Genomic DNA, 26,935 nt, shown 5'->3' on the forward strand with positions numbered 1-26,935 from the left:
CGACTCATCGCGGCATCAAAACGCGAGCGCAGCGCGAGGTGCCAGGCGCATACGCCTCGCTTCCGCGATTGGGGGTTGGGTGTTGCAGAGACACCGCAACAGCGCCGAGACCAGAAGCATCGCCCGCCGCACGCGGCATCGGGTGATGCTTGAGATTGCGTGATGACAACGCTGGCGCGGAACGTCAGATCCGGCCAGCGAATATGTCGGTTACTGTGGCTGCTGCGGCGTCGAGGGCGAGAATCGCGTCGGCACCTTCGCCACCACGGCCCAGGCGTCGCGCAACTCGGCAAGGCCCTCGGCAAGCTTGGTGTAACGGCGAATGGCGTCGGGTTTTCCCATCGCCAGATACATCGCCATGATGTGGCGGTGGTAAAGCGACCGCAGGCGCTCGACCATCGCGCCACCGCGCTCCGCGTCGAGGTGCTGCGCCAGCCCGCGCAGGATCTGGGCGGAGTGCGAAATGTTGTTGAACGCCTCGTCGAATTTCCTGGCTTCGGTCGCGGCAATGATCCGCTTGAGATTCAGCAACACCCTGTCGAACGCCATCACGATCGCGGTCTGCGGCGCCACCGTGGTGGATGCGTTGCGATAGGCTGCCGACACCATCACCGCGGCAGTCGTCGGTAACTCAGGCTTGGCATCAATCGGAGCTTGAAGCATCGAGCATGGCCTTGAGGTAAGCGAGGGTCGACTCGGCCTGGGCGATCGCCGCCTGGTATTTGGCGTAACGGGCGGTCAAACGCTCGCGCAACGCCTCGGCCCGGTCTTCGATCGTCGAGATATCGTCTTCGTAATCGGAATTCTTTTCCGTCAGGTTATCGATCACGGTCTGGATGGAATCTTCGCTCGCGGTGGTTACCGCATTATTGAGCTTGTCGGCGAGGCCATAGCCGAGCGTGACGTTGATCGATTCCGATGCATCGCCAAGAAACAGGAATGTGAAGCCCTCGTACGCGGTGCCGGTGGCACCCTTGATGCTGGTGCCGCTGATGGTGAACAGCGAGCTGTCGCCGCCGACTGATGCCGAGGTGACATTGCCGCTGCCGTCGACGGTGATGTCGAGGGTGAACGAGGACGGTGCGGACGAGCCGCGCGCAAGGATGCCCAGCTCGCTCGACGATGATTCGAAGCTGAATGTCAGGAGCGCCTTGACCTCGTCGAGGTTCTCAAGCAGTGCATCCTGCAGCGTCGTGGTGTCGAGGACGAGATTGTTCGAGGAATCGAAGCTCAATCCAAGCAGCGCCATGGTATTGTCGTCGATCATGGTGTTGAGCGCGTCCATGATGTCGGAGTTGACTTGCCGCAGCGTGCTGTCGCCGAACAGGACCGCGCTCTCGGCGGCGCCGCCACCCGCCGCGGTTGCCTGCTGGGTAATCACGAATTCGCGATAGGCATTGTAGGCGTCAACCAGCGACTGGATGGTATCGGCGATGCTGGTGAGATCGGTGCCGACTTCGACAGCGATGGACGTTCCCGTGGTGGTCGTGCCGTAGAGGTACAAGGTCACGCCGCTGAGAGCGTCGGAGATGGTGTTGGAGTCGCGGGTGATCGTGACGCCGTCAATGGAGATGATGGCATCCTTCGCCTCTTGCAGCACGGTCTTGAAGTCGCCGGAGCTGTCAAGAATCTCAAGGCCACCGAGCACGTCGTCGCCGGATGCCGTGCTCGCGGTGATCGCCTTGCCGGTATCGCTCGCCGTCAGCACCAGCTGGTAGGAGGAATCCGAAACCTTCAGCACGGTGGCCTTGACGCCGCTGGTGCTGGTGGACGCGTTGATGGCGGTGGCGAGCTCGGACAGGCTGGTGGTGCTGGAGACGTCGATCGTCACCGCGGTTCCGCCTTCGACGCCAAGGGTGAAGGTGCCGGTGTAGCCGAGGTCGTCGTCCTTCGAGGTGACGGTTTTGCTCGAAACCTTGTGCGCCGTGGCGACCTGCTGGATCTGGATGTCGTAGGTGCCGAGATCGGTGCTGCTGTCGACGGCGACGCCGAGCACGTCGCCGGCGTCGTAGCTACCGGTCGTGCTCAGATAGGAAGTGCGGCTGTTGAAGATGTCGTCGCTCTTCGCCAGGTAGCCCGACGGCGCGCTCATCACATAAGCGGCGTCGGAAATGTCCGACAGCAGCGACTGCAACTCCTCATAGGCGGAGATCTTGGTGTCGTTCTTGGTGATCTTGGTCTCGAGCGTATCGGCTGGGACCAGCTTGGCGGCCACCACCTCTTCGATCAGCGCGCTCCAGTCCGAGTTCAGCGCCGAACTCGAGTAGGTGCTGGAGGTCGAGGAACTTGTGCTCGAGATGGTGCTCATCGAAGCTCTCCTTCATCAGCGGACGCGCCACGGATCGCGGGCCGGTCGCCCCCGACAGGCGGGGAGCCAATTGCTCAGTCAGCCGGCAGCGCCACACCACTGGCCGGTATCGCGTTGGTTTGCTTCCGGCACGGAACTGCCGGAGACGCCCCGTCGCCGGCGCGAAACACGTTGTGTCGTCCCGGACTGACGTCCGGTGCACCCGGCTTCGAGCCCCGCCGACCGCGCGCGATCTTTCGCCGGGAACACCCCGGTGATGAGGACCGCGCGCCGCCGACGCGGGCCGGGTGAGGCGAAGGTCCGCGCTCACCCGGCCATGTGTCACGTCACTGCAGCAGCTTGAGCAGCGCCTGCGGCATCTGGTTCGCCGAGGCCAGCGCCGCGACGGCCGCCTGCACCTTCACTTCCGCCGACGACAGCTTGGCCTGCTCGGACGCCACGTCGACGTCTTCGATCGCCGAGTTGGCGGCGCTCAGGTTCTCGATCGAGGTCGCGATCGTGTCAGCCTGGAACTCGAAGCGCGACTGCTGGGCGCCGAGCGAGGCGCGGGCGGCCGAAACCGAGCCGATCGCGCTGGTGATCGCGGTCAGCGCGGCGGTCGCGGTCGTCTGGTCCGAAATGGTGGTTGCGTTCAACGAGAGAGCGGTAGCGTCGAGGTCGGTGAACGACAGCGAAATGGTGTCGGACGAGTTCGAGCCGACCATCACCGCGCCGAACGAGCCGGTGCCGTCGAGCAGCGAGACGTTGTTGTAGCGGGCGCCGGTCGCGACCGAGGTGATTTCTTCGGCGAGGTTGGTGAATTCCGCGTTGATGTACGAGCGCTCGGTGTCGGTCACCGTCGCGGAGCTCGCCTGAGTGGCCAGCGCCTTCATACGCATCAGGATGTCGGAGATGTTGGAGGCAGCGCCGTCAGCGGTCTGCAGCATCGCAGTGGCGTGCGAGGCGTTGGTGGCAGCCTGCTCGAGAGCAACGACGTCCGAGGAGATGCGGGTCGAAATGGCGAGGCCGGCGGCGTCGTCCGACGCCTTGGTGATGCGCGAGCCGGAGGCGATCTTCGACAGCGAGCTCGACTGGTCGGAGGAGTTGATGTTGAGGTAACGGACGGCGGAGTTGGCGGCGGTGTTGGTGGTGATAACGGGCATCGGAGTCAGCCTTTCTGTTGAACAGCCGGTGCCGATTTGCTGCCGGCCGGCTGTGTTGACGCGCTTGCGTCTGTAGGTTCAACGAAAGCCGGACACCGAAACTGGCGAACCCGTCGGTCGGACCGCGTCGCTTTGGTTAGTCCTCGGTTAATGACTGCCGGATCGAGTGCTCCTGGCGGCGCAGCAGCTTGCGCAGCTGCTGGCGTCCGCGCTTGAGCAGCGACTCCACCGCCGACACCGTGGTCTGCATCACCTCGGCGATCTCGGCGTTGCTGAGGTTCTCGTGGTAGGACAGGATCAGCACGACGCGCTGGTGGTCGGGCAGCTGGCCCATCGCGCTCTCGAGCGCGTTCAGAACCTCGTTGCGGTGCAGTTGGGATTCGGCGCCCGGTGTGCCGTCCGGCACCTCCGGTGCCGCTTCGAGGTCGTCGTTGCGCGGCTGGCGGCGCAGGTCGATGCAGCGGTTGGTCACCACCCGGTAGAGCCAGGTCGAGAATTTGGCGCGGCCGCCTTCCCAGCGGCCGCGGTGGGTCCACACCTTCAGCAGCACGTCCTGCACGACGTCGTCGGCATCGGCCGGGTTGTCGAGGATGCGCAGCGCCAGCGCGTAGGCGCGGTCGATATGGCGGCGAACGAGCAGGGCGAACGCAGATTCGTCGTTTTCACCAATGCGGCGCAGCAACTCGTCGTCGCTGTCGAGGTCGGACGCCGGGGGCGTGGCCCGCGTAACCGCAGCCTGCGCCGTGACATTTCCACTCGGCTGCGGCTCCAGGTCCGTCTCCGAAGAGGAAGGCGTCGTCAAAACCGATGCGTACGCCATACCAGATCTCCAAACCTACGACGTCGTGGCCACCCAATTCGGGCGTCTGACAGTTGAACGGGCAAGCTAGCGAATTCGGGCGAACAAAAACGTTGCCGATCGAAGCTTTTTTGAAATATCTCTAGGAAAAATCTTCCCAGTTGCACCGGGAAATTTTTGCCCACCTGTTTTAATCAAGTAAAAAATCATTGAGCCGGAGAACCTCTCGATTTTTCTGTGACGAATATTACGTAGTTATGACAGTTTGCTGCGCTACACGGTACCCCAAGCGGACTGTTCTCGGGAAGCTGCCCAGCTCGACGTTACGAATCGCGTCTGGGGAGGGGCTGCAGGCAAGCCGACAACGCAACGCGCCGCGACAGACCCGTTGCCGCGAATGCGACGGACCATGGCCACAGTCCGTCATTTCATGGCTAAAAAATCGTTAAACAGGCGAGCAAAGCATGGGCCGCGGCGGTGGCGGGCGCACTCGGCGCTGGTCAAGGTCGCCGCACGGGCACATCGGCCGCGTCGCGCCGGCTCGCATCGACATGGTTGCGCTGAAGCGCTGCCCGGCAAAAGGTGCGGGCTGCGGTCGCGGCGGTTTTCCGGCCGCCGACCGTTCGAAGACACAGGACACCAGGATTGGGACCGATGCCGACCATCAGCCTTTGCATGATCGTGCGCGACGAGGAGGCCATGCTGCCGGACTTCCTCGGCAGCGTGGCCGGCTGCTTCGACCAATTCGTCGCGGTCGACACCGGCTCGCGCGATGGCACCGTTGCAATTCTCCGCGGCGCCGGCGCCGAGGTGCATGACATGGTGTGGCCGGACGATTTCGCCGCGGCCCGCAATGAGAGCTTGCGCCATGCCACCGGCGAGTGGGTGCTGGTGCTGGACGCGGACGAGTTTCCAACCGCCGGCTTCCGCCATGAGCTGCGCGCCTTCGTCGAACGCCCAGGGCTCGGCGCCGGCGTCATCCTGCGCCATGACGAGCAGAAGAACGGCATCGTGCGCACCCCCTGGACGCTCCGGCTGTTCCGGTCTTCGCCGGACATCCGTTACCGCTGCCGCATCCACGAGGATGCCTCCGACAGCATCAAGGCGATGCTGGCGCGGCGCGGGGAGGCGATCGGGCGGCTGTCGACGCCGGTGCGCCACGTCGGCTATCGGGCCGAGCGGATGGATGCCAAGGACAAGGCGGCGCGCGACGAGCGGCTGCTGCGGCTGGCGGTGGCGGACGATCCCAGCGACCTCTACAGCCGCTACAAGCTGCTCGAACTCTATCGGTTCTGGGGGAACGCCGCGAGCATGGCGCCGGTCGCCGCCGAGTGCCGTGCATTGATCGAGCGCGGCGTGCCTCTCGCGCCGGCCCATATCGCGGGCGACCTGGTCGAGATGATGCGGGCGGCGCTGTATCCCGGCGAGGCTGCGGCGGGGCTGGCCTTCCTGACGGCGATGGCGCCGGTTGCCGGCCACACCGGCCATTATCACCTCGCGGTCGCCTCGCTGCTGGAGGACCGCGGCAGCTCGGCCGCCGCCGGGCACTTCGCCAGGGCGCTCGAACTGGCGCCGGGCGATCCGGCGCAGACCTTTATCGAGACGCGCGCCCTGACCGGCCTGACCCGGCTGGCGCTGGCTGCCGGGGATCTGACAGGCGCCAAGCGTCACGCCGGTGCGGCGTTCCAGGTCGCGCCGGACGACGCCGAGGTCCAGCTGGCGATGCAGGTCCTGGCAGGGGTGCCGGGATGAGGTGGCTCGGCAGCATCACGTTGTGACCCCAGCGTGCCCCGCCGGTCGTCGCGAGGGGATTTGCGGTGACGGGAGGACGCACGGCCCGAGGTCGCCGGGCTCGACCTCAGATCACTTTCACGGCGATCACGAAGCCGGCCACCACGATCACCGCCAACGCCGCCGTCACCAGCCCGAGCCGGCGCTCGATGAACTCGCGCGCGGCGTCTCCCCAACGGTTGAGCAGGAACGCCAGCAGGAAGAACCGGATGCCGCGGGTGATCGTCGACAGCACCACGAACCAGAACAGATTGAACCCGGAGAAGCCGGAGGCGATGGTCACCAGCTTATAGGGGATCGGCGTCAGGCCCTTGATCAGGATGATCCAGGCGCCCCATTCGGTATAGGCGGCGCGGAAGGCTTCGAGCTTGGTGTGGTAGCCGTAGAGCGAGACGATCCACAGCCCGACCGAGTCATACAGCAACGCGCCGATGGCGTAGCCGGCAAGGCCGCCCGCCACCGACGCCAAGGTGCACACCAGGGCGAAAAAATAGGCGCGGTCGGGCCGCGCCAGCGCCATCGGCACCAGCATCGCGTCCGGCGGGATCGGGAAGAACGAACTCTCGGCGAACGACACCGCCCCCATGTACCAGGGCGCGGACTTCTTCTCGGACAAGGTAATGACGGCGTCGTAGAGGCGGCGGAGCATGGCGAACCTGTGGGATGAGCCTGAGCATGGCGATACACCGCCAGGGCGTCGGATGCTACCGCCTGGGTCAGGGTTTTGCCGGGTGCGGTCAGGCAGCCCGGTTTCCAGTTGCGCCAGCCACCGCTGGCAGCGGTGCCACCCGCAACAGGGTGATGCGGTTGCGGCTCTTGCGCAGGATGCGGAAGCGGAAGCCATGGAAGGTGAAGGTCTGCCCTGGCTCGGGAATGATGCCGGCTTCGTGGATGACGAGGCCGGCAATGGTGGTGGCGGCGCTCTCGGGCAGCCGCCAAGCCATGCGGCGGTTGAGGTCGCGCACCGGCACCGCGCCCTCCACTGTCACCGAGCCATCCGAGCGCGGGCGGATGCCGGCGACCGGCAGGTCGTGCTCGTCGGAAATGTCGCCGACGATCTCCTCTAGAATATCCTCCAGCGTGACGATGCCCATCACCTCGCCGTATTCGTCGACGGCGAAGGCAAGGTGCATCCGCCGCTTGCGGAAGGCGCGCAACTGCTCTTCGAGCGTGGTGGTGTCGGGTACGTACCACGGCGGCATCAGCAGGCTGGCGACGTCGATCCGGTCGATGTCGTTGCCGGCCTGGGCCAGCGCCCGCAGCAGGGTCTTGGTGTGAAGCACGCCGACGATGTTTTCCGGCCGCTCACGGAAGACTGGCAACCGGGTGTGCGGCGAGACCAGCACCTGATGGACGATGTCGGCCGGCGGCGTCGCAATGTCGACCGCGATCATCTTGGTGCGGTGGATCATCACGTCGGACACTTCGAGAACCTTGAGGGCCAACAGGCCGCCGAGCATGTCGCGGTCCTCCTTCACCACCGAGCCCTCGCGGTGGAGAAGATCGACGGCGGCACGAAGTTCCTCGGTGCCGGTGTCGTCATTGGTCGACACCGGTGTCCGGTCATGAAAGGGAAACAGCGCGAAGCGGCCCGCCGCGTCGGGGATCGCGGCGATCGGCACGATCAACGCGGCCACTTTTGCCATCGGGCCGGCGATGATCTTGGCGATCCGGTTGGGATCGCGCGCCGGGATCGCCCGCGACAGCCCGCGCGCCAGCCCGAACACCACGAGGCCGATCGCCACCGCGGCCAATACGCCGGGCTTGCCCCAGCGGTCGTCCAGAACGGTGGTGGCGCTGGCGGTGGCAAAGATGGTGGCGCCGAGATTGGCAAGCCGTAGTGCCGACACCACGACATCGCGCCGCTCCAGCAGGGCGGCCGCGGCGGCGGCTTTGCGGTCGCCATCCTCGCCCTGGGCGTAAAGACGGGCGCGCGAGGCGCGCATCAGCGCGCTTTCCATCGCGAGCAGCGCCACCGAGACCAGGAAGCAGAGCGCGATCGCCGCGATCGCGAGGCTGTCGCCGTTGGTCATGCCGGCGCGGCCTCGGTTTTAAGGAAGGCCTCGACCGCGGCCGGGTCGACGTCCTTGGCGACGAAGGCACCGCCAACGCCGCGCGCCAGAATGAAGGTCAACGCGCCGCGAGACACCTTCTTGTCCTGGGCGATCGCGGCCATCAACCCCTCGACCGGGCTGACGCCGCCCTGGATGTGCTGGATGCGGGTCGGCAGGCCAACCTCGGCGAGGTGATCCTCGACGCGGGCGGCGACGGAAGGGGCGCACAGGCCGAGCCGCGCCGAGAAGCGGAAGGCCTGGGCCATGCCGATTGCCACCGCCTCGCCGTGCAGCAGGCGCTGGGAGAAGCCGGTCGCCTTTTCCAGGGCGTGGCCGAAGGTGTGGCCGAGATTGAGCAACGCGCGCTCGCCGCTCTCGCGCTCGTCACGGCCGACGATGGCCGCCTTGGCGCGGCAGCTGGTCTCGATGGCGTTAAGCCGCGCCGGGCCGCCGGCGAACACCTCGCGCCAGTTGCTCTCCAGCTCGGAGAAGAACGCGGCATCGTCGATCAGGCCGTATTTGGCGACCTCGGCGTAGCCGGCGCGGAACTCGCGGGCCGGCAGGGTGTCGAGCGCGGCGGAATCGGCCAGCACCAGCACCGGCTGATGGAAGGCGCCAATCAGGTTCTTGCCGTGCGCGGAGTTGATCCCGGTCTTGCCGCCGACCGAGGAATCGACCTGCGCCAGCAGGGTGGTCGGCACTTGGACGAAGTCGACGCCGCGCCGGACCACGGCGGCGGCAAAGCCGGTGAGGTCGCCGACCACGCCGCCGCCCAGCGCCACCACCAGGTCGCCGCGCTCGATCCTGGCATTGATCAGCGCCTCGACCACCCGTTCGAACACCGCAAAGCTCTTGGAGGCCTCGCCGGGTGCCACCAGGAACCGCGTTGCGGCGAGGCCGGCGGCGGCGAGCGAGGCTTCGAGCCTTTTCAGATGGAGCCCGGCCACGGTCTCGTCGGCGACGATGGCGCAGCGCGCGCCGGGGCGGCGGGCGGCAATCTCGCCCCCGGCGGCCTCGATCAGGCCGGGGCCGATCAGGATGTCGTAGCTGCGGTTGGCGAGGTCCACCTGCACCTTGCGGGTCGGGACGGGCATTGCGGACTGGCTCATCAGCATGGATCGGCGTTGGCGCTATCGAGGGACACGGAAGAGGTCACATGGTCGGTCAGCGCGGCGAGGATCTCCTCGACGATGACGTCCTGGGAGACGTCGCGCGACAGCACGGTGATGTCGGCTTCGGCATAGACAGGGTAGCGTTCTTCGATCAGGCGCCGCATCACCCCTTCCGGGTCGGGCGCCTTGAGCAGCGGGCGGTCGGCCCGGCGGCGGACACGGCGCATCAGCACGTCGAAATCGGCCTTGAGCCAGACCGAGATCGCCCGTTCGCGGATGATCGCGCGAGTCTCCGGCCGCATATAGGCGCCGCCGCCGGTGGCGATCACCTGCGAAGTGCCCTCGACCAGCCGGCGGATCACCCGAGCCTCGCCGTCGCGGAAGGCGGGCTCGCCGTGGTTCTTGAAGATCTCGGCGACGGTCATGCCGGCGGCGGCCTCGATTTCGGTGTCGGCGTCGGCGAATGGCAGGCCGAGCCGGGTGGCCAGGCGCTTGCCTACGGTCGATTTTCCAGCGCCCATCATGCCGATCAGCACCACCGAGCGTGAGCCCAACCCGGCGCGCAGCTTGAACGGACGGTCGTCGGTCTCGGTCCTGGCCAGCGCGGTCATGGCGTCTCTCCCCCGGCCGGCTCTATAGCATGCCGCGCGCGAATGGCAGGAATTGGCCCAAAGAATAGAGGCGCGCGCGACCAGCCTTGCCAGCGGCAGACGGACGTGGTGCCCTGCCGCAAACGCAACCAAGCTGGAATCGCGGCCATGCCCTTTCTGATCCGGTTCCTGATGACCATCCTCCTGCTCGGCGCGGCGGGCTATGGCAGCTTATTCGCGCTGGCGACCATGGTCGAGCCGACCCAGCGCGAGATGACCGTCACCATCTCGCCCGACCGTTTCCACCGGGCCAACTGACGGTGGCGGGCCGGCGCGTCATGGCGCCCGCCTCCCGCCGCGGCGACCGGGGGGCGGTGGCGCTGTTTCTCGACATGCAGGTCGCCGAGCGCGGCGCAGCCGGCAACACCGTCGAGGCCTATCGGCGCGACCTCGACGACTATGTCGGCTTCCTGGCCGGGCGTGGGCGCGTCGCTGCCCTCGCCGACACGGACGATATCCGCGCCTTTCTCGCCGAACTGTCGGACCGCGGCCTGAAGCCCTCGACGGTGGCGCGCCGATTGTCGGCGATTCGCCAGCTCCACCGCTTTCTTTACGCCGAGGGCCTCGCCGGCGGTGACCCGGCGGCGGTGCTGGAAGGGCCGCGGCGCGGCCGCGGCCTGCCGAAGGTGCTCTCCGTCGCCCAGGTCGACACCCTGCTTGAGACCGCCCATGCCGCCGCGGCCGGTGTCGGCGTGGGGGGGGCGTCCCAACTCAGGGCGGCGCGGCTCGCCGCGCTGATCGAAACGCTCTACGCCACCGGGCTTCGCATCTCCGAGCTGGTGGCGCTGCCCGCCTCGGCGGCGCGCGCGGCCGAGGCGCTGGTGGTGCGCGGCAAGGGCGGCAAGGAGCGGTTGGTGCCGCTGACGGAGGCGGCCAAACGGGCGATGGCTCACTACCGGATGCTGCACAGGCAGGCCGGCATCGCTGCGGGCGAGGGCAGATGGCTGTTTCCCTCGTTCGGCGACAGCGGGCACCTCACCCGCCAGCACGTGGCCCGCGAGTTGAAGGCGCTGGCCGCTGCCGCCGGGCTCGACCACCGCTTGGTGTCGCCGCACGTGTTGCGCCACGCCTTCGCCAGCCACCTGCTGCAGAATGGCGCGGACCTTCGCACGGTGCAGACCCTGCTCGGCCACGCCGATATCTCGACCACCCAGATCTATACCCACGTGCTGGATGAGCGGCTGGCGGCAATGGTGCGCGATTTGCATCCTCTGGCCGAAGATTGACCCATGCCACGCCTGTCGCGAGCGCCAAGGCCGGGCAGATCTTGACTTCCGCTGCGTGGCGGAGTGATGTCCGCCGCCCCGGGGACGGCCCGGGCGATGCTCGCCCCCCCCCATTCATTGGCCAACCCGTGTCGTTCGATGCGCAGCTATCTCGATTTTGAAAAGCCCGTTGCCGAGTTCGAAGCCAAGGTCGAGGAGCTTCGCGCCCTCGCCGCCAACGGGGAAGGCGTCGCCATCGGCGACGAGATCGCCAAGCTGGAGGCCAAGGCCAATCAGGCCTTGAAGGACCTCTATGCCAGCCTGACGCCGTGGCAGAAGGCGCTGGTGGCGCGGCACCCGCAGCGTCCGCACGTTTCCGACTACGTCCGCAGCCTGATCACCGAGTTCGTCCCGCTCGCCGGCGACCGCAAGTTCGGCGAGGACGAGGCGATCCTCGGCGGGTTCGGCCGCTTCCGCGGCGAGCCGGTGTGTGTGATCGGCCAGGAGAAGGGCTCCACCACCGAGGAGCGGCTGCGCCACAATTTCGGCATGGCCCGCCCGGAGGGCTACCGCAAGGCGGTGCGGCTGATGGAAATGGCCGACCGCTTCGGCTTGCCGGTGCTGACATTGGTCGATACCGCCGGCGCTTATCCCGGCATCGGCGCCGAGGAACGCGGCCAGGCGGAAGCCATCGCCCGCTCGACCGACACCTGTCTCGGCCTCGGTGTGCCCAACGTCGCGGTGGTGATCGGCGAGGGTGGCTCGGGCGGGGCGATCGCCATCGCCACCGCCAACCGCGTGCTGATGCTGGAGCACGCCATCTATTCGGTGATCTCGCCGGAAGGCGCGGCCTCGATTCTGTGGCACGATTCCTCGCGGGCCCAGGACGCCGCGACCAACATGAAGATCACCGCCCAGGATCTCATCAAGTTCGGGGTGATCGACAAGATCGTGCCGGAGCCGCCGGGGGGAGCCCACCGCAACGCCGAGGCGATGTTCACCACCGTTGGCGATGCGGTGGAGCAAGCGTTCGCTGAGTTGAAGGGGCTCTCCGCCACCGAAGTGCGGGAGCAGCGCTACGCCAAGTTCCTGGCGATCGGGCGAACGCTCTAGAGCATTTTCCGCACAAGTGGGATCCGGTTGTGCGAAAGAAAATGCGAAATAACAAAGACCTAGAGCATCTGACCTGATGCAGGCAGGTCGGATAATGCTCTAGACGCCCGGCGCCATTAACGCTTCGGTAAGGCTGTTCTTTCCACAGCCATGCGATCGCCCTATTCGTCGTCGACGGTACAGCCGGCGGGTCGCTTGGCTTTGAGTCGAGCCGGGCTCTTGCGCTAACTGAACCGTAACGCTAACGATTCATAATCGCGGTTCATTATGCCGGCGCCATGACGATGACGCTTTCAATGAAGGGTCTCGCGTTGAACCGTCCGCTCTCCTCTCGATTCCTCGCCGCTGCGTTCGCCACCGCTATCGCCGCTTCCGTTGCCGGATGCGTCAGCGACGAGGTGTCCTCGCGCCTGCCCTCGCGCGCCCAGCAACCGCTCAAGCCGGCGACGCTTGCCCTGCTTGAAGAAAAGGGCATGTCGAAATCGAGCCCGATGGTCATTCGCCTGTTCAAGCAGGAGAGTGAACTCGAGGTGTGGAAGCCGACCCGCGAAGGCCGCTACGAGCTGTTCAAGAGCTACCCGATCTGCCGTTGGTCGGGCGAGCTTGGACCCAAGGTCAAAGAAGGCGATCGCCAGGCACCCGAGGGGTTCTATACCATCGTGCCCGGCCTGATGAACCCGCGCTCGAGCTACTATCTTGCCTTCAATACCGGATTCCCGAATGCGTTTGACCGCGCCCACGGCCGTTCCGGTGGCGACCTGATGGTGCACGGTGATTGCTCCTCGCGCGGCTGCTATGCGATGACCGACGAGCAGATTGCCGAGATCTACACGCTGGGCCGCGAGAGCTTCGAAGGCGGACAGCGCTCGTTCCAGGTCCAGGCCTATCCGTTCCGGATGACACCGGAGAACCTCGCCAAGCACCGCAGCAACCCCAACATGGCGTTCTGGCGGATGCTGAAGGAGGGCAACGACCAGTTCCTGGTGTCGCGCAAGGCCCTCAAGGTCGACGTTTGCGAGAAGAAGTACGTGTTCAACGCCACTCCGGTGGGCGGGGCGAAGTTCGATCCGGTCGGATTGTGCCCGTCCTACGAGGTGCCGCAGGACATCGCCGCCGCCACCGCGCAGAAGCGCGCCGCTGACGATGCCAAGGTCGCGGCTCTGCTCCACGATGGCGTGACCCCGGCTCCGGTCAAGACCGGTGCCGACGGCGGCATGCACCCGGTGTTCCTGGCAGCGGTGAAGGGCATCGGCGACCCGGCGTCCGGCGACGTCATCCGCACCGAACCCTATCGTCTGCCCGGAACCATTCCGGCCCATGTCGTGCCGCCGCGCGAGCCGAGCGTGGCAAAGGCGGTGCAGCCCGACACGCTGAAACCCGAGAAATCTCAGCTGGAGAGTAAGCCGAACGAGGTCGCCGCGGCGTCGGCCACCGGCTCCGGGTCGTGGTTCAACCGCTTGTTCGGCAGCGGTGAGGATACGACGGCATCGACGACCGCGTCGGTGCAGGCGAATCATACCGAATCCACCCAGGCGCTTGCCAGCCCGCCACGGGCGGCAGCACCGCAGCCGCCGATCCGTCCGACCGAGAAGCCGGCATCGCACAGTCCGAGCAGCGGCTACGCGCTGACCTCGGCGCCGCCGCCGGCGCGGCCGGGCGCGGTTCCGGTCACCCAGCCGGGTTCGCACACCGCCCAGCCGACGACGCAGGCCCGGCCGGGCGCCGTCGCTGACACCGCCGCCACTGCGCCAGCAATCGGCGTGATCGTCGGTGCCGCGCCGGTGCTGGGCACCAGCAGCTTCGCCCGCTGAGGCCTGGCCGGGCCGGTTGCTGCGCGGGACGTCGGAGCCGACGCTGCCGAGGAATGCGGCCGGATGTCGGTGGCCGAGGCCTTGTCTTGAGGTCCATCGGCCTTCGTACCCGCCGGGGGTGAAAGCGCGCGTCGGGCAAGGCAACCGGATTCGGGCGCGTTCTGTTCGGCCAACAGTCAGCGGTATTTTGCGCGAACGTGGACGCCGACTTGGCCGGCCAGCGCACTCTCCGCAAGGTGGATCCCAGTTTTGCGAATGAGAGTGCGATCGCGCATTCGAAATCCGGACGATCAGGCGTGACCCCGCCCCGCTGAACCCCCTTGGTCGAACGGGGTTTCCGGCGACGTGAATGCAAAACACCGGCCTGATCGGCCGGTGTTTTGGTCTCATACGGTTTCCGGTTGATCCGCTCGGACTGGCCGGTGGCCGAGGGGCGCGTCTTTTCCCTCTCCCCTTGCGGGAGAGGGTGCCGAGCGATCGCAAAGATCGCGAGGCGGGTGAGCGACTGTCTTTCTGGTCAAGCGGTTCGCCATGGCTGTTTGTCTCTGAGGATGGCGTTGAGGATGACGAGGAGGCGCCTGGCGACGGCGACGAGAGCGAGCATCTTGGGCTTTCCGGCGTCGAGGAGGCGGCGGTAGAAGGTTTTCAGGACGGGGTTGTACCGGCTGGCGACCAGCGCGGCCATGAACAGCACTGTTCTGACGGTCGAGCGACCGCCGCCGATGAAGCTGCGCCCCTTCCAGGACCCGGACTGGCGGGTGAAGGGGGCGAGCCCGGCGAGGGCGGCGATCTTCTTGCGGTCGAGCGTTCCCAGCTCGGGCAGCTCGGCGAGGAGCGAGCGCGCCACGATTGGCCCGACGCCGGGAACGGAGGACAAAAGGTCCTCGGCCTCGCGCCAGGCGGGCGAGCTGCGGACGGCGGTGTCGATGTCGCGGTCGATCTCGGCGAGTTCCTTTTCGAGGGCCTGGATGAGGCGCTCGATCGATTGGCGCACGCGCGCGACGGCGGTATGGCGCAGGCGCTGGCGCTCTGCGCCCATCATCTCGACGATCTGCCGGCGGCGGGCCATCAGCGCGGCGAGACGGCGCGTCGCCTCGTCGGGCATCGGCCGCACCTCCGGCGCGGTGGCCGCGGCGAAGTGGGCGATCACCGCGGCGTCGATCGGATCGGTCTTGGCGCGCTTGCCGAGGGCGCGGGCAAACGCACGCACCTGGGCGGGGTTGACCACCACCACCGGCAGGCCGGCCGCAACCAGCGCTGCGGTGACGACCGCCTCAAAGCCGCCGGTCGCCTCCAGGGCGACGAGGGCGGGGGCGAGCGCCGTCAGGCGGTGGCAGAGATTGGCGAGGCCTTCGCCGTCGCGCGGGACGGCAAACGCCTCGCCCAGGGGGCGGACATGGACATCGAGGCGATCCTTGGAGACATCGATACCGACGGTGATCTGTTCCGACATGACCCGACCTTGCCGAAGCGAGCTCGTGCGGCCCTGGCGACTGTCCGGGTTCGAAGGAACGACGGGTGGGGCGCCGATCTCACCCACGGTCTCGGACGACCCAGGGGTTTGCGGGCTCCCACCCGTCACCGCACCCGGTAGCTTACCCGATCGCGGCGCATTCAAGTTACAAGGGGTATTTCAGCCTACTCGGCGCAGGCACCCCTCACCCGCCTCGCGATCTTTGCGATCGCTCGGCACCCTCTCCCGCAAGGGGAGAGGGAAGAAAGAGCCGAGCCAATCAACCGGAAACCGTATCAAAGGCTCAGCGCGGCAGCCGCGTTTGAGCAGATCGGCGGGAGTTCTTGGGCCGGGACGCGAATGTGCGCGACGGCTGGGAGTATCGTTCCCGCGGTCGGCTGCCGCCGTCGGTATGTCGTATCGGCCGCTCAGCAGCCTCCGGTCGGCTGCCGCTCAGGACAGCCGGCCGTGGCAGTGCTTGTACTTCTTGCCGGAGCCGCACGGGCAGGGCTCGTTGCGCCCGACCTTGCCCCAGGTCGCCGGGTTGGCGGGGTCGCGGTCGACCGCCTCGGCGATGCCGGCGGCGTCGAGCGCGGCGATGTCCTCGGCCGAGATGCCAAGCGCGCGCCCGGCCCGCGCCACCGGATCGACGGCGACCTCGTCGAGCCCGGTGGTGGGGTCGATGTGGTGTCCGTGCATTTCCGGCAGCTCGGGCTGCGTCGGCTGCGACACGATCTCGACCCGCATCAGTTGGGCGGTGACGGCTTCACGCAGCCGGTCGAGCAGGGCCTGGAAGAGGGTGAAGGCCTCCGATTTGTACTCGTTGAGCGGGTCGCGCTGGCCATACCCGCGCAGGCCGATGACGTGGCGGAGGTGCTCCAGCGTGACGAGGTGCTCGCGCCAGAAATGATCGAGCGCCTGCAGCAGGATGCTCTTCTCGACGTAGGTCATGATCTCGGGGCCGTAGGCCTCGAGCTTGCCATCCATCACCGCGTCGGTGGCCTTGAACAGGCGCTCGCGCACCTCCTCGTCGGCGATGCCCTCTTCCTTGGCCCAGTCCTCGATCGGCAGGTCGAGCGCCATCACCTGGGTCACAGCCTCGTGTAGGCCCTTGGCATCCCACTGTTCCGGATAGGCGTTGGCGGGAATGTGCTTGGCGACGAGTTCGTCGATCACGGCATGGCGCATCGCCTTCACCGTTTCAGCGACGTTCTCGTCCTTCATCAGCTCGATGCGCTGGCTGAAGATGACGCGCCGCTGGTCGTTCATGACGTCGTCGTATTTCAGGATGTTCTTGCGGGCGTCGAAGTTGCGCGCCTCGACCTTGCCCTGCGCCTTCTCCAAGGCCTTGTTGATCCAGGGGTGGACGATGGCCTCGCCCTCTTTCAGGCCGAGCTTCTGCAGCATGCCGTCGAGCCGGTCCGACCCGAAGATGCGCATCAGATCGTCGTCGAGCGACAGGAAGAAGCGCGAGCGGCCGGGGTCGCCCTGGCGGCCGGAGCGGCCGCGCAGCTGATTGTCGATGCGCCGCGATTCGTGACGCTCGGTGCCGAGCACGAACAGGCCGCCGGCCTTCAGCGCCCGCTCCTTCATGCGCGCGCACTGGGCGCGGATCTCGGCGGCGCGGCGGTCGTATTCCTCGCCCGGTTCAAGGTCGGCGAGCTCGGCCTTGATGCGCATCTCCGGGTTGCCGCCGAGCTGGATGTCGGTGCCGCGGCCAGCCATGTTGGTGGCGATGGTGATGGCGCCGGCTGCACCGGCCTGGGAGACGATCTGGGCTTCCTGCTCGTGGTAGCGGGCGTTGAGCACCGCGAACACCCTGTCGGTGGCGCTGGCGTCGTCATCGAACAGCCCGGCGAACGCGGTCGGGTCGGAGAAGTCCTTCTGGATGAAGCCTTCCTTCTTCAGAAGCTCGGCCAGGGTCTCGGACTTCTCGATCGAGGTGGTGCCGACCAGCACCGGCTGGCCCTTGGCCTTGCACTCCTTGAGGAGCTCGATGATGGCTGCGTACTTCTCCGCCGCGGTGCGGTAGACCTCGTCGTCCTCGTCGTTGCGCGCGACCTTCACGTTGGTCGGCACCTCGACCACCTCGAGGCCGTAGATATCCATGAACTCGTCTGCTTCCGTAAGGGCAGTACCGGTCATGCCGGCCAGCTTCGCGTACATGCGGAAGTAGTTCTGGAAGGTGATGGTGGCGAGCGTCTGGTTTTCCGGCTGGATGGCGACCTGTTCCTTGGCCTCCAACGCCTGATGCAGGCCTTCCGAGTAGCGGCGGCCCGGCATCATGCGGCCGGTGAATTCGTCGATGATCACCACCTCGCCGTTGCGGACGATGTAGTCCTTGTCGCGGGTGAACAGCTTGTGGGCGCGCAGCGCCTGGTTGACGTGATGGACCACCGAGACGTTCTCGACGTCGTACAGGTCCTCGGTCTTGAGCAGGCCGGCCTCGCGCAGCATGCGCTCCATCTTTTCGGTGCCGGCCTCGGTCATCACTACGATGCGCTGTTTTTCGTCCAGATCGTAGTCTGACTTCTCAAGGTTTGGAACGAACTTGTCGACGGTGTTATAGAAGTCAGACCGGTCATCGAGCGGGCCGGAGATGATAAGCGGTGTCCTGGCCTCGTCGATCAGGATCGAATCGACTTCGTCGACAATGGCATAGGCATGACCACGCTGGGAAAGCTGGCCCAGGTCGTACTTCATGTTGTCGCGCAGATAGTCGAATCCGAGTTCGTTATTGGTGGCATAGGTTACGTCACAGGCATAGGCGGCGTGGCGCTCGTCGTCGTCCATGCCGTGAACGATGGTGCCGACGGTGAGGCCGAGGAATCGGTAGATCTGGCCCATCCACTCAGCGTCGCGCTTGGCGAGGTAGTCGTTGACGGTGACGACGTGGACGCCCTTGCCGGCGAGGGCGTTGAGGTAGACCGGCAAGGTGGCGACCAGGGTCTTGCCTTCGCCGGTCTTCATCTCGGCGATCTTGCCTTCGTGCAGCACCATGCCGCCGATCAGCTGGACGTCGAAGTGGCGCTGGCCGAGCGTGCGCTTGGCGCCCTCGCGTACCGCGGCGAAGGCCTCGGGCAGCAGGTCGTCGAGCGATGCGCCGTCGGCGATGCGCTGGCGGAACTCGGCGGTCTTGGCGCGCAGTTCGTCGTCGGTGAGCGCGGCGAACGCTGGCTCAAGGTCGTTGATGGTGGCGACCCGCGGACGGAAAATTTTGACCTTTCGGTCGTTTGACGAGCCGAACAGCTTGGATGCAAGGGCGCCGAACATGGAAGATCACCTTTAGCTAGCTGCCCGCCGTCGCCGGGCCGTCGCAGGCGGAACCGCGACGTGAGGGGCGAAACCGATCGAGCCTTGGCATTGATCGATCGACAAAAGGGGCGAAATCCGGGCGGTTCCGGAACATCCGACGCCCATGTCCCGATGCCCGCGTCACGTTCGCGCGAGACGTCGCGCGCACCACGGGTGGCTCGGAGATATGGACGCCCTTCCGCCTTGTCAATCGCCGCGGAAGGGGGCATGCATCCGCCGCGCTTTCCTCAAAGGATGATGCAATGATCAATACTTCCGCCCGTGGCACCGGTTTGTCACCGGTTCGCTTGGCTCTGGCTGCCGCCGTGATCGCCGTCGCGTTCGGCGCGCCGGGTACGGCTTTTGCCGACGCCCTCGTTGCCAAGGTCAACGGCGTCGAGATTTTCGAGAGCGACCTAGCGTTGATCGAAGAGGGTGTGGGCGGGAACCTGCCGTCGGCGACGCCCGAACAGCGGCGCGAGGCGCTGATCAACTACGCCACTGACATCGTCATGCTCGCCAAGGCGGCCGAGGCCAAGAATCTGCAGGACTCGCCGGAGTTCAAGAAGAAGCTGGCCCATCTACGTCAGCGCCTCCTGATGGAGGAAATGATGGAGCAGGCCGGCCGCGAGGCGGTGAAGACCGCTGACCTGCAAAAGATCTATGAGGAAACCTCCAAGACTCTGTCGCAGGAGCAGGAGGTTCGCGCCCGTCACATTCTGGTCGAGAGCGAGGACCTGGCCAAGGAACTGGTCAAGCAGGCCCGCACCGGCACCGATTTCGTCGAACTGGTCAAGAAGAACACCAAGGACACCGGCTCGTCAGAGGATGGCGACCTTGGCTACTTCACCAAGAGCCAGATGGTGCCCGAATTCGCCGAAGTTGCGTTCAAGACCGCGAAGGGCCAGATCGCCGACCCGGTCAAGACCCAGTTCGGCTGGCACGTCATCAAGGTCGAAGACATTCGTCAGCGTCAGGCGCCGAAGCTCGAGGAGGTGCGCGAGCAGATCGAGCAGTACGTTCAGCACAAGGCCCAGACCGAGCTGGTGCTGAAGCTGCGCGAGAGCGCCAAGATCGAGCGGGTCCAGGCGCCGGAGAAGACTCCCGACCCGAAGGCGCCGGAGCAGAAGGCGCCCGACCAGAAGAAGTAATCCGAAGTCCGGCCGCCTCGCTGGAAAACCGGTGAGGCGGCCGTTCGGGATTATCTGGAGCATGTCTGCAAAAGCCGGAACCGGGGTTGCGGAAATAGGATGGTTCATTCGGTTTCCGGATGATCACGTCGTAATCCCGGGTCCAACTTCGCCGAAAAATCCTTGATCGGAACGGGATCGATCAGCGCCGGCTGATGCCCGAAGTCCTCGAAAGGTCGCCGCCGGCCCCGCGGTTGGCTTGGCAGCCCGGGTCGTCGCCCAGCTTCAACCGCCCGCGGCGCGGCTGGCGTAAGGTCTGCTGCGGCTCGGTGCGCCGAGGCCGCACATCACGCGGCGGTGAGCGGCATTGTCGTGCGCGGCCTTGCGTCCGCCCGGTGGCTCGGGCAAACGTCGGCCTCTCCAAGAGGCCACCATGTCCCAGTCCGTTTCTCCCCTCGCCCCTCACGTCTTTCCGGAGTTGCCGCCGGTTGCCGGCGTGAAATTCGCCACCGCCGAGGCCGGCATCCGCTACAATAACCGAACCGACGTGCTGCTGATGGCGTTCGACCGCGGCACCACGGTGGCTGGGGTGTTCACGCGCTCGAAGTGCCCGTCGGCACCGGTCGAGTGGTGCGAGGCCAAGCTGGCGGCCGGCAAGGCGCGGGCGCTGGTGGTCAATTCCGGCAATGCCAACGCCTTCACCGGCCGGGCCGGGCGCGACGCGGTCAAGCTGACCGCCGAGATCGCCGCGGCCGCCGCCGGGTGCCGGCCGCGCGAGGTGTTCTTGGCCTCGACCGGGGTGATCGGCGAGCCGCTCGACGCCACCAAGTTCGAGGGCGTTCTGGCCGACTGCGCCGCCCGCGCCGCCGATGGCCCCTGGCTCGAGGCGGCGAAAGCGATCATGACCACCGACACCTTCCCCAAGGTGGCCACGCGCTCCGTCGACCTCGACGGCGTGCCGGTGACGCTGGTCGGCATCGCCAAGGGCGCCGGCATGATCGCGCCCGACATGGCAACCATGCTGTCGTTCGTGGTGACCGACGCGCCGATCGCCGCGCCGGTGCTGCAGAACCTGCTCGATCGCGGCGTGGTCGATACCTTCAACGCCCTCACCATCGACGGCGACACCTCGACCTCCGACACCCTGCTGATGTTCGCCACCGGCGCTGCCGCCGAGCGTGGCGCACCGGTGATCGCGGAGACGCGCGACAAGCGGCTGACCGGGTTCCGCGCCGCGCTGTTCGACCTGCTCGGCGACCTCGCCCGCCAGGTCGCCCGCGACGGCGAGGGCGCACGCAAATTCATCACCATCACGGTGAGCGGTGCCACCTCCAAGCGCTCGGCGCGGAAGATCGCGATGTCGATCGCCAATTCGCCGCTGGTCAAGACCGCGGTCGCCGGCGAGGACGCCAATTGGGGCCGGGTGGTGATGGCGGTGGGCAAGGCCGGCGAGCCGGCCGAACGCGACAAGCTGACGATCTGGTTCGGCGATATCCGCGTCGCCCGCAAGGGCGCGCGCGACCCCGACTACGACGAGGCGGCGACCTCCGCCTACATGAAAGGCAGCGAGATCGAGATCAAGGTCGACCTTGCGCTGGGCGTTGCCTCCGACACGGTGTGGACCTGCGATCTTACCAAGGAATACGTCGCCATCAACGGCGATTACCGATCGTAACCCAGGACGCCGGCCGCGATGCCGGCGTTTTGGTGTCCGGCCACCGAGGAATTCCTTTCCGATCGGGGAATTTTCGCGGAGGCTGTTGCCGGGATCTCGGCCGGATCGACCGGAAAACGTTTCAGCACCGTGTATCGACGGCGAGCAACCTCGCCTTAATCCGAAAGGACCTAGAATGATGTCCGCAAATTCAAGCGGACCGCTCCTGCTCGTGGCAGCGGTGGCGCTGGTCGATGCCGACGGGCGGGTGCTGATCGCCCAGCGGCCGGCGGGGAAGGCGATGGCGGGACTGTGGGAGTTTCCCGGCGGCAAGGTCGAGGCCGGCGAGCGTCCGGAGACCACGCTCATTCGCGAGATGGACGAGGAACTCGGCATTGCGATTCAAGAGCCGTGCCTGGCGCCGCTGACCTTCGCCAGCCACGACTATGGCGACTTCCACCTCCTGATGCCGCTCTATGTGTGCCGGCGCTGGAGCGGCCAGCCGACCGCACGCGAGGGCCAGACGTTGGCCTGGGTGCGCCCGGCGCGGCTGCGCGAGTATCCGATGCCGCCGGCCGACGTGCCGCTGATCCCGATGCTGATCGACCTGCTCTGAGTTTTGTTCAGGGTTTTCTTTCGCAGGACCGGTGGCCGCGGGTAGCGCAAACCCCAGGCGCGAACGAGCCCCCGGCCGCCGCCGCCGAAGGGGTCGAGACGAAGGCCGCCCGGAAGGAGATGCCGATGCAGCGGTTTCACAAAGCAGTTGCGGCCATCCGGCGAATTTCGGTGGACGACCGGGGGGTGACCGCGGTCGAATACGCCATCGTGCTTGCGGTCGTCAGCCTCATGATCGTGGCGCCGCTCGCGACGATCGGCCGGGACATCCTGCCCGACATCCTCGGCAGGGTGGCAGACGTGTTCAGGCCCTGAGCGGCGGGTCCGGCTCGGACGCGATCGCCGGGGGCGGGTGAGGCGATCGCGCATGTCGGTCCGCGCGGTCGGGCCGGGGGCGGAACCATGACCAGGACGGGCAGCGCAGCGAGCGGCAAGATCACCATCCGGAAACTGGAGCCGGCAGAATGGCGGCTGGCGTTTCCGGTGATTGCGGTGCTGCGCACCCACCTGACCCTTGACGAATTCGTCGAGCGCGTCGACCGGCAGAGCTTTGCGGGCTACGCGCTGGTCGGCGCCTTCGTCGACGGCCGGCTGGTCGGTGTGCTCGGGGTGCGGCCGGTGCATACCCTGGCGCGCGGGGCCCACCTGCAGGTCGACGACCTCGTCGTCGCCGACGAGGCGCGGCGAGCCGACATCGGCAAGGCGCTGATGGACCATGTCGAGCGCGAGGCTGTGGTTCGCTGCATGCAGGCGGTGTTCCTGGACGCGCGCTCGGAGGCAGTGCCGTTCTACAAGTCGCTCGGCTTCGGCCTCCATCACGCGCCGGCGATGCGCAAGCTGCTGTGATACGGGACCCGGCCGGACCGCCGGGCAACGTAGGGGCCGAGCCGTGCTCAGCGCTTTGGCGCCGGGCCGTGCTCGACCGCGCCGAGCGCGTCGGCGAGCCGCATCTGCGCCGTGCCCGGCTTCAGCGGCTGCTGCTGGCTCTCGTGCGGTGCCCAGCCTGACAGCCAGACAATGTCGAAGGTGGCACGGATGCGGCCGTCCGGGTCGGCGAACCGCGCCGCGTAGAGTTCGGCGGCCCGGATCAGGCTCGCCCGCCGCAGCGGGGCGCGGCGGCGCTCGACCAGCGGGTTGGCGGCTCCCATCCGGCGAAGCTCGGCCATCAGCGCCAGTGGCGTCGCATAGCGTACCGTCAGGCGGTCGACGTCGGCCACCGGCAACGCAAAGCCGGCCCGCTGCAGCAGGGCGCCCAGCTCACGCACCTCGGCGAACGGCGCGACCCGGGGCGACACGCCGCCGGTGGTTTCGGCCTCGGCGGCGGTGAAGGCTTGGCGCAGCTCGGTCAGGCTGTCGCCGCCGATCAGCGCGGCGAGGAACAGCCCGTCCGGTTTCAGGGCGCGACGGATCTGCACCAGCAGGCCGGGCAGGTCGTTGACGAACTGCAGCGCCAGCGCCGACACCGCAAGATCGAGCGAGGCGGGTGCAAACGGCAGCGCGGCGCCGTCGGTGCCGTCGTCACCGCCGGCCAGAAGGTCGAGCCGGGTGATGGCATCGATCTGGCCGCTGGCCCGCAGCGCGCTCGTCACCGCCTCGGTCGGGGTGCCGATATCGGCGGCGACGGCGAACCGCCGGGTCACCGCTGCCAGCCGCTCGGACAGTTCGCCTGCGGCGAGGTCGACCAAGAAATCGGCCGGCCCCAGCGCCAGGGCGCGGACTCGGCGGCGGCGGATCACGGCGCGGTCGAACACATGAGGTGTCATCGTTGCCCTCCGCCCCTGGATGTGGACATCGGCGCCCGTCTGGCAATGGCCTGGGTCGATCGCCGCGCTTGCGGAGCGAAATTTGCAACCTTAGGCTACGCCATGATGGACCCGGTTGCAGCAGGCGGAGGCGGGGCGTTGGGCCGGCGCGGTATCGCGACACTGCGGGCGGCTGCCGCGTTGATCCGCGACGTCGCGCTGCCGCCGACCTGCATCGCCTGCCGTGTTCCGGTCGCCGACGACGGCGGCCTGTGCCCGGCGTGCTGGGCGAAGCTGAACTTCGTCAGCCGGCCATATTGCGAGCGGCTGGGCACGCCGTTCGCGGTCGACCTCGGCGCTGGCATGATATCGCCGGCGGCGCTCGCCGACCCGCCGGCGTTTCAGCGGGCGCGGGCGGTGGCGCGCTACGATGAGGTCGCCCGCCGGCTGGTGCACGCCCTCAAGTTCGGCGATCGCATCGAGTTGGCCCGGCCGCTTGGCCGGATGATGGCCCAGGCCGGCGCCGAGCTTCTCACCGATGCCGACGCCGTGGTGCCGGTGCCGCTGCACTGGATGCGGCTGTGGCGACGGCGGTTCAATCAGTCTGCGGCGCTGGCGGACGAAATCGGGCGCTCCGCCGGGATTGCGGCTCGGCCCGGCCTGCTGGTGCGCCGCCGACGCACCGGCCACCAGGTCGGACTGAGCCGGGCGGAGCGGGCGCGCAATGTCCAGGGCGCGTTCGCCGTGCCGCCGGAGGGCGTCGGCGAGGTGCGCGGCCGCCGGCTGGTGCTGATCGACGACGTTCTGACCACCGGGGCGACGCTGGAAGCCTGCGCGCGGGTGTTGTCGCGGGCCGGGGCGGCCCGGGTCGATGCGCTGGTGTTCGCAAGGGTGGTGGATTTGGCGGACGGTTAACGCCGAAATCCGGCGCGGCGCGGCGCGACGCTCGTTGGTTGTGCTGAAAAACCATTTCAATCAATGGCGTGCCGGCTGGATTGGTTGCGCGGCCCCGAGGGGATGGGCCGAAACCTCCGCCCTTGGCGCCGTGCCCGCAAACACCGTGGTCGTCCGCGGCTCTGCTCGCGCCGCCCGACCGGGCCCGGCTCGCGCAAAACCGGTTCCACTTTTTGCCGAAATTGCTCTAAGTCATCGATCCGCCACACCATTGTCGTGTCGTGGAGACGTCATGCCCCCGATCGTGCTCTATTCGAAATCGTCCTGCCCCTATTGCCACGCCGCCAAGGAGCTGCTGCGACGCAAGGGCGCTACCTTCACCGAGATCGACATTTCCGGCGATGCCTCCGCGCGCGCCGAGATGCTGGCGCGCTCGGGCGGCGTCTCGACCGTGCCGCAGATCTTCATCGGCACCACCCACGTCGGCGGCTGCGACGACCTCTACGCGCTGGAGGAAAAGGGCCAGCTCGATCCGCTGCTGGTGGCCTGATCGCCCGCGTCGGGCCAATGACAGTGCGTGGCGCTGTTCGGCAGGCGGGCGCGGGAGGCGGCCGTCTCCCGCCCGATGTCCGAGGGAGCGCAGCTGTTTTCGCGCCCGCGCGGGCTGCCCGGCCACATTGCCGGAGCCGGCGTGGGGCGGACGAGAGCCGAAAATGCACGCCGGCCCGTCGCCTCCGCCCGATTGTCGGCTAGGATGCCGCCGTCACCCGTGCCTCCAGCCAGCGAGATTGGCCAATGACGATCAATTCCGGCTCACCCGCCACCTTCCGCGTCGCGCTTGCGCAAATGCGGTCGGGACGGTCGGTGGCCGCCAATATCGACTCGACCGTGGCGTTGGTGCGCGAGGCCAAGGCAGCCGGCGCCGACTATGTGATGACGCCTGAAATGACCTCGCTGTTCGAGGCCGACCGGGAGAAGCTGTTCGAGGTCCTGGCCCCGGAGGCCGAAGACACCGCGCTGGCCCACCTCCAGGAACTGGCGCGTTCGCTTGGCCTTTGGCTCCATGTCGGGTCGCTGCCGATCAAGGCCTCGCCCGATCGGGCGGTGAACCGTTCGTTCGTGCTGGCGCCGAGCGGCGCAATCGCCGCGCGCTACGACAAAATCCATTTGTTCGACGTCGATCTCGCCGGTGGCGAGAGCTACCGCGAATCCGAATCGTTCCAGCCGGGCGAGACCGCGGTGTTGGCCGACCTGCCGTGGGGCCGGATCGGCCTGTCGATCTGCTACGATGTGCGCTTTCCGGCGCTCTACCGCGCGCTGGCCGAGGCAGGGGCGTCCTTTCTCGCCGTGCCGGCGGCGTTCACCCACCGGACCGGCGAGGCGCACTGGCACGTGCTGCTTCGGGCGCGGGCGATCGAAAACGGTTGCTTCGTGTTCGCCGCCGCCCAGGGCGGCCGCCATGACAACGGCCGCGAGACGTTCGGCCATTCGCTGATCGTCGACCCGTGGGGGCGCATTCTCGGCGAAGGCGGCACCGCGCCGGGCATCATCATCGCCGATATCGACCCGGCCGAGGTGGTGTCGGCGCGCGGCCGCGTGCCTTCGCTACAGCACGGCCGCCGCTTCTCGGTGGTCGAGCCCTCCGCCGAGCCGCGCCTGCACGTGATCGGAGCGGCGCCGTGATCCGCTACGCTTTGCGTTGCGGGAAAGGCCACGAATTCGAAAGCTGGTTCCCGTCGTTCGAGGCCTTCGAAGCCCAGCAGCAGCGCCGCCTGGTGACGTGCCCGCTGTGCGGCGCGACCGAGATCACCAAACAGTTGATGGCGCCCTCGGTGGCGCGCGGCGGCCGTGAGGCCGAGCCGATGTCGGCCGAGCCGGTGGCGCCAACCGCGCTGATCTCGCCGGACGATGTCGAATTGCGCACCAAGCTGCGCGCGTTGAGGACGCAGTTGGTCGAGAATTCCGACTATGTCGGGCCGAGCTTTCCCGATGAGGCGCGCCGCATGCATGCCGGCGAGATCGGGCACCGCTCGATTTGGGGCGAGGCGACCGCGGCCGATGCCCGCGCTCTGATCGAGGAGGGCATCGAGGTGATGGCGCTGCCGCCGATCCTGGAGGACCGCAACTGACACTGTTTCGGCAAGATCACAGCGTGATCTTGCCGTCAG

25 protein-coding genes are annotated in these 26,935 nt (G+C 67.3%); 14 read left to right on the forward strand and 11 right to left on the reverse strand.

The window, feature by feature from the left end; all coding sequences use genetic code 11:
- Positions 1–210 precede the first annotated feature (210 nt).
- The 4 genes from BVIR_RS01340 to BVIR_RS01355 form a co-directional block, all read right to left on the reverse strand.
- Positions 211–663 carry a flagellar export chaperone FliS gene (locus BVIR_RS01340; RefSeq protein WP_082416544.1) on the reverse strand — a complete coding sequence of 151 codons (453 nt, stop codon included), beginning with the start codon at positions 661–663 and terminating at the stop codon, positions 211–213.
- Positions 644–2,308 (reverse strand): flagellar filament capping protein FliD, encoded by a 1,665-nt coding sequence (gene fliD, locus BVIR_RS01345; RefSeq protein ID WP_197604385.1) that lies wholly within the window; start codon positions 2,306–2,308, stop codon positions 644–646. Before fliD ends, BVIR_RS01340 begins: the two co-directional genes overlap by 20 nt.
- Before the next feature lie 326 nt (positions 2,309–2,634).
- Positions 2,635–3,450, reverse strand: a complete 816-nt coding sequence (locus BVIR_RS01350) for a flagellin (protein ID WP_055036110.1) — start codon at positions 3,448–3,450, stop codon at positions 2,635–2,637.
- 136 nt (positions 3,451–3,586) lie between these two features.
- Positions 3,587–4,270 carry an RNA polymerase sigma factor gene (locus tag BVIR_RS01355; RefSeq protein ID WP_055036111.1) on the reverse strand — a complete coding sequence of 228 codons (684 nt, stop codon included), beginning with the start codon at positions 4,268–4,270 and terminating at the stop codon, positions 3,587–3,589.
- A gap of 633 nt (positions 4,271–4,903) precedes the next feature.
- Here BVIR_RS01355 and BVIR_RS01360 point away from each other — a divergent pair.
- The gene (locus tag BVIR_RS01360; RefSeq protein ID WP_055036112.1) at positions 4,904–6,001 is read left to right on the forward strand and encodes a tetratricopeptide repeat-containing glycosyltransferase family 2 protein; all 1,098 of its coding nucleotides are present in this window, start codon (positions 4,904–4,906) and stop codon (positions 5,999–6,001) included.
- A 106-nt stretch (positions 6,002–6,107) separates the two neighbouring features.
- Here BVIR_RS01360 and BVIR_RS01365 read toward each other — a convergent pair whose 3' ends face one another.
- From BVIR_RS01365 to BVIR_RS01380, 4 genes are all read right to left on the reverse strand, one after another.
- Complete coding sequence (locus tag BVIR_RS01365; RefSeq protein WP_055036113.1) at positions 6,108–6,689, reverse strand: YqaA family protein; 582 nt, start codon at positions 6,687–6,689, stop codon at positions 6,108–6,110.
- An 88-nt stretch (positions 6,690–6,777) separates the two neighbouring features.
- On the reverse strand, positions 6,778–8,073 hold the full coding sequence (locus BVIR_RS01370) for an HlyC/CorC family transporter (protein WP_055036114.1): 1,296 nt from the start codon (positions 8,071–8,073) through the stop codon (positions 6,778–6,780).
- Complete coding sequence (aroB, locus tag BVIR_RS01375) at positions 8,070–9,188, reverse strand: 3-dehydroquinate synthase (RefSeq protein ID WP_236823651.1); 1,119 nt, start codon at positions 9,186–9,188, stop codon at positions 8,070–8,072. The genes BVIR_RS01370 and aroB overlap by 4 nt, the downstream gene beginning before the upstream one ends.
- A 14-nt stretch (positions 9,189–9,202) precedes the next feature.
- Positions 9,203–9,817: a shikimate kinase gene (locus BVIR_RS01380; RefSeq protein ID WP_055036115.1), complete on the reverse strand. Its 615-nt coding sequence runs from the start codon at positions 9,815–9,817 to the stop codon at positions 9,203–9,205.
- 147 nt (positions 9,818–9,964) lie between these two features.
- Here BVIR_RS01380 and BVIR_RS01385 point away from each other — a divergent pair, with 147 nt between their 5' ends.
- The 4 genes from BVIR_RS01385 (at position 9,965) to BVIR_RS01400 (ending at position 13,985) form a co-directional block, all read left to right on the forward strand.
- Complete coding sequence (locus BVIR_RS01385; protein WP_055036116.1) at positions 9,965–10,114, forward strand: hypothetical protein; 150 nt, start codon at positions 9,965–9,967, stop codon at positions 10,112–10,114.
- Between the two features lie 20 nt (positions 10,115–10,134).
- Positions 10,135–11,082: a tyrosine recombinase gene (locus tag BVIR_RS01390; RefSeq protein ID WP_082417282.1), complete on the forward strand. Its 948-nt coding sequence runs from the start codon at positions 10,135–10,137 to the stop codon at positions 11,080–11,082.
- Positions 11,083–11,220: 138 nt separating this feature from the next.
- Positions 11,221–12,174 carry an acetyl-CoA carboxylase carboxyltransferase subunit alpha gene (locus BVIR_RS01395; protein WP_145911909.1) on the forward strand — a complete coding sequence of 318 codons (954 nt, stop codon included), beginning with the start codon at positions 11,221–11,223 and terminating at the stop codon, positions 12,172–12,174.
- 284 nt (positions 12,175–12,458) lie between these two features.
- Positions 12,459–13,985: a L,D-transpeptidase family protein gene (locus BVIR_RS01400; protein ID WP_236823653.1), complete on the forward strand. Its 1,527-nt coding sequence runs from the start codon at positions 12,459–12,461 to the stop codon at positions 13,983–13,985.
- Positions 13,986–14,502: 517 nt separating this feature from the next.
- Here the strand turns inward: BVIR_RS01400 and BVIR_RS01405 are convergent.
- Together BVIR_RS01405 and secA are read right to left on the reverse strand one after the other, a co-directional pair.
- Complete coding sequence (locus tag BVIR_RS01405) at positions 14,503–15,438, reverse strand: IS110 family RNA-guided transposase (RefSeq protein WP_055036118.1); 936 nt, start codon at positions 15,436–15,438, stop codon at positions 14,503–14,505.
- A gap of 453 nt (positions 15,439–15,891) precedes the next feature.
- A complete protein-coding gene (gene secA / locus BVIR_RS01410; protein ID WP_055036119.1) occupies positions 15,892–18,711 on the reverse strand; it encodes a preprotein translocase subunit SecA in 2,820 nt (939 codons plus the stop codon).
- Positions 18,712–18,995: 284 nt separating this feature from the next.
- On the opposite strand from secA, the gene BVIR_RS01415 reads away from it, so the two are divergent.
- The 5 genes from BVIR_RS01415 (at position 18,996) to BVIR_RS01435 (ending at position 22,977) form a co-directional block, all read left to right on the forward strand.
- Complete coding sequence (locus tag BVIR_RS01415) at positions 18,996–19,883, forward strand: peptidylprolyl isomerase (RefSeq protein WP_055036120.1); 888 nt, start codon at positions 18,996–18,998, stop codon at positions 19,881–19,883.
- Positions 19,884–20,295: 412 nt separating this feature from the next.
- Positions 20,296–21,537 (forward strand): bifunctional glutamate N-acetyltransferase/amino-acid acetyltransferase ArgJ, encoded by a 1,242-nt coding sequence (argJ, locus tag BVIR_RS01420; RefSeq protein WP_055036121.1) that lies wholly within the window; start codon positions 20,296–20,298, stop codon positions 21,535–21,537.
- A 178-nt stretch (positions 21,538–21,715) separates the two neighbouring features.
- Positions 21,716–22,132, forward strand: coding sequence for an 8-oxo-dGTP diphosphatase MutT (gene mutT / locus BVIR_RS01425; protein ID WP_055038597.1), 417 nt, complete (start codon positions 21,716–21,718; stop codon positions 22,130–22,132).
- Between the two features lie 125 nt (positions 22,133–22,257).
- Positions 22,258–22,446, forward strand: a complete 189-nt coding sequence (locus tag BVIR_RS01430) for a Flp family type IVb pilin (RefSeq protein WP_145911908.1) — start codon at positions 22,258–22,260, stop codon at positions 22,444–22,446.
- A gap of 87 nt (positions 22,447–22,533) precedes the next feature.
- Positions 22,534–22,977 carry a GNAT family N-acetyltransferase gene (locus BVIR_RS01435; protein ID WP_055036123.1) on the forward strand — a complete coding sequence of 148 codons (444 nt, stop codon included), beginning with the start codon at positions 22,534–22,536 and terminating at the stop codon, positions 22,975–22,977.
- A gap of 47 nt (positions 22,978–23,024) precedes the next feature.
- Here BVIR_RS01435 and BVIR_RS01440 read toward each other — a convergent pair whose 3' ends face one another.
- Complete coding sequence (locus BVIR_RS01440; RefSeq protein WP_055036124.1) at positions 23,025–23,894, reverse strand: methyltransferase domain-containing protein; 870 nt, start codon at positions 23,892–23,894, stop codon at positions 23,025–23,027.
- 102 nt (positions 23,895–23,996) lie between these two features.
- Between BVIR_RS01440 and BVIR_RS01445 the strand changes: the two genes are divergently transcribed.
- The 4 genes from BVIR_RS01445 (at position 23,997) to BVIR_RS01460 (ending at position 26,896) form a co-directional block, all read left to right on the forward strand.
- Positions 23,997–24,788, forward strand: coding sequence for a ComF family protein (locus BVIR_RS01445; protein ID WP_145911907.1), 792 nt, complete (start codon positions 23,997–23,999; stop codon positions 24,786–24,788).
- Positions 24,789–25,059: 271 nt separating this feature from the next.
- On the forward strand, positions 25,060–25,317 hold the full coding sequence (gene grxC, locus BVIR_RS01450; protein ID WP_055036125.1) for a glutaredoxin 3: 258 nt from the start codon (positions 25,060–25,062) through the stop codon (positions 25,315–25,317).
- A gap of 245 nt (positions 25,318–25,562) precedes the next feature.
- Entirely contained in the window at positions 25,563–26,450 is an 888-nt protein-coding gene (locus BVIR_RS01455; RefSeq protein WP_055036126.1) for a carbon-nitrogen hydrolase family protein, read from the forward strand.
- Positions 26,447–26,896: a DUF1178 family protein gene (locus tag BVIR_RS01460; RefSeq protein WP_055036127.1), complete on the forward strand. Its 450-nt coding sequence runs from the start codon at positions 26,447–26,449 to the stop codon at positions 26,894–26,896. Before BVIR_RS01455 ends, BVIR_RS01460 begins: the two co-directional genes overlap by 4 nt.
- Positions 26,897–26,935 lie beyond the last annotated feature (39 nt).

This window comes from Blastochloris viridis (assembly GCF_001402875.1).
GTDB lineage: Bacteria > Pseudomonadota > Alphaproteobacteria > Rhizobiales > Xanthobacteraceae > Blastochloris > Blastochloris viridis.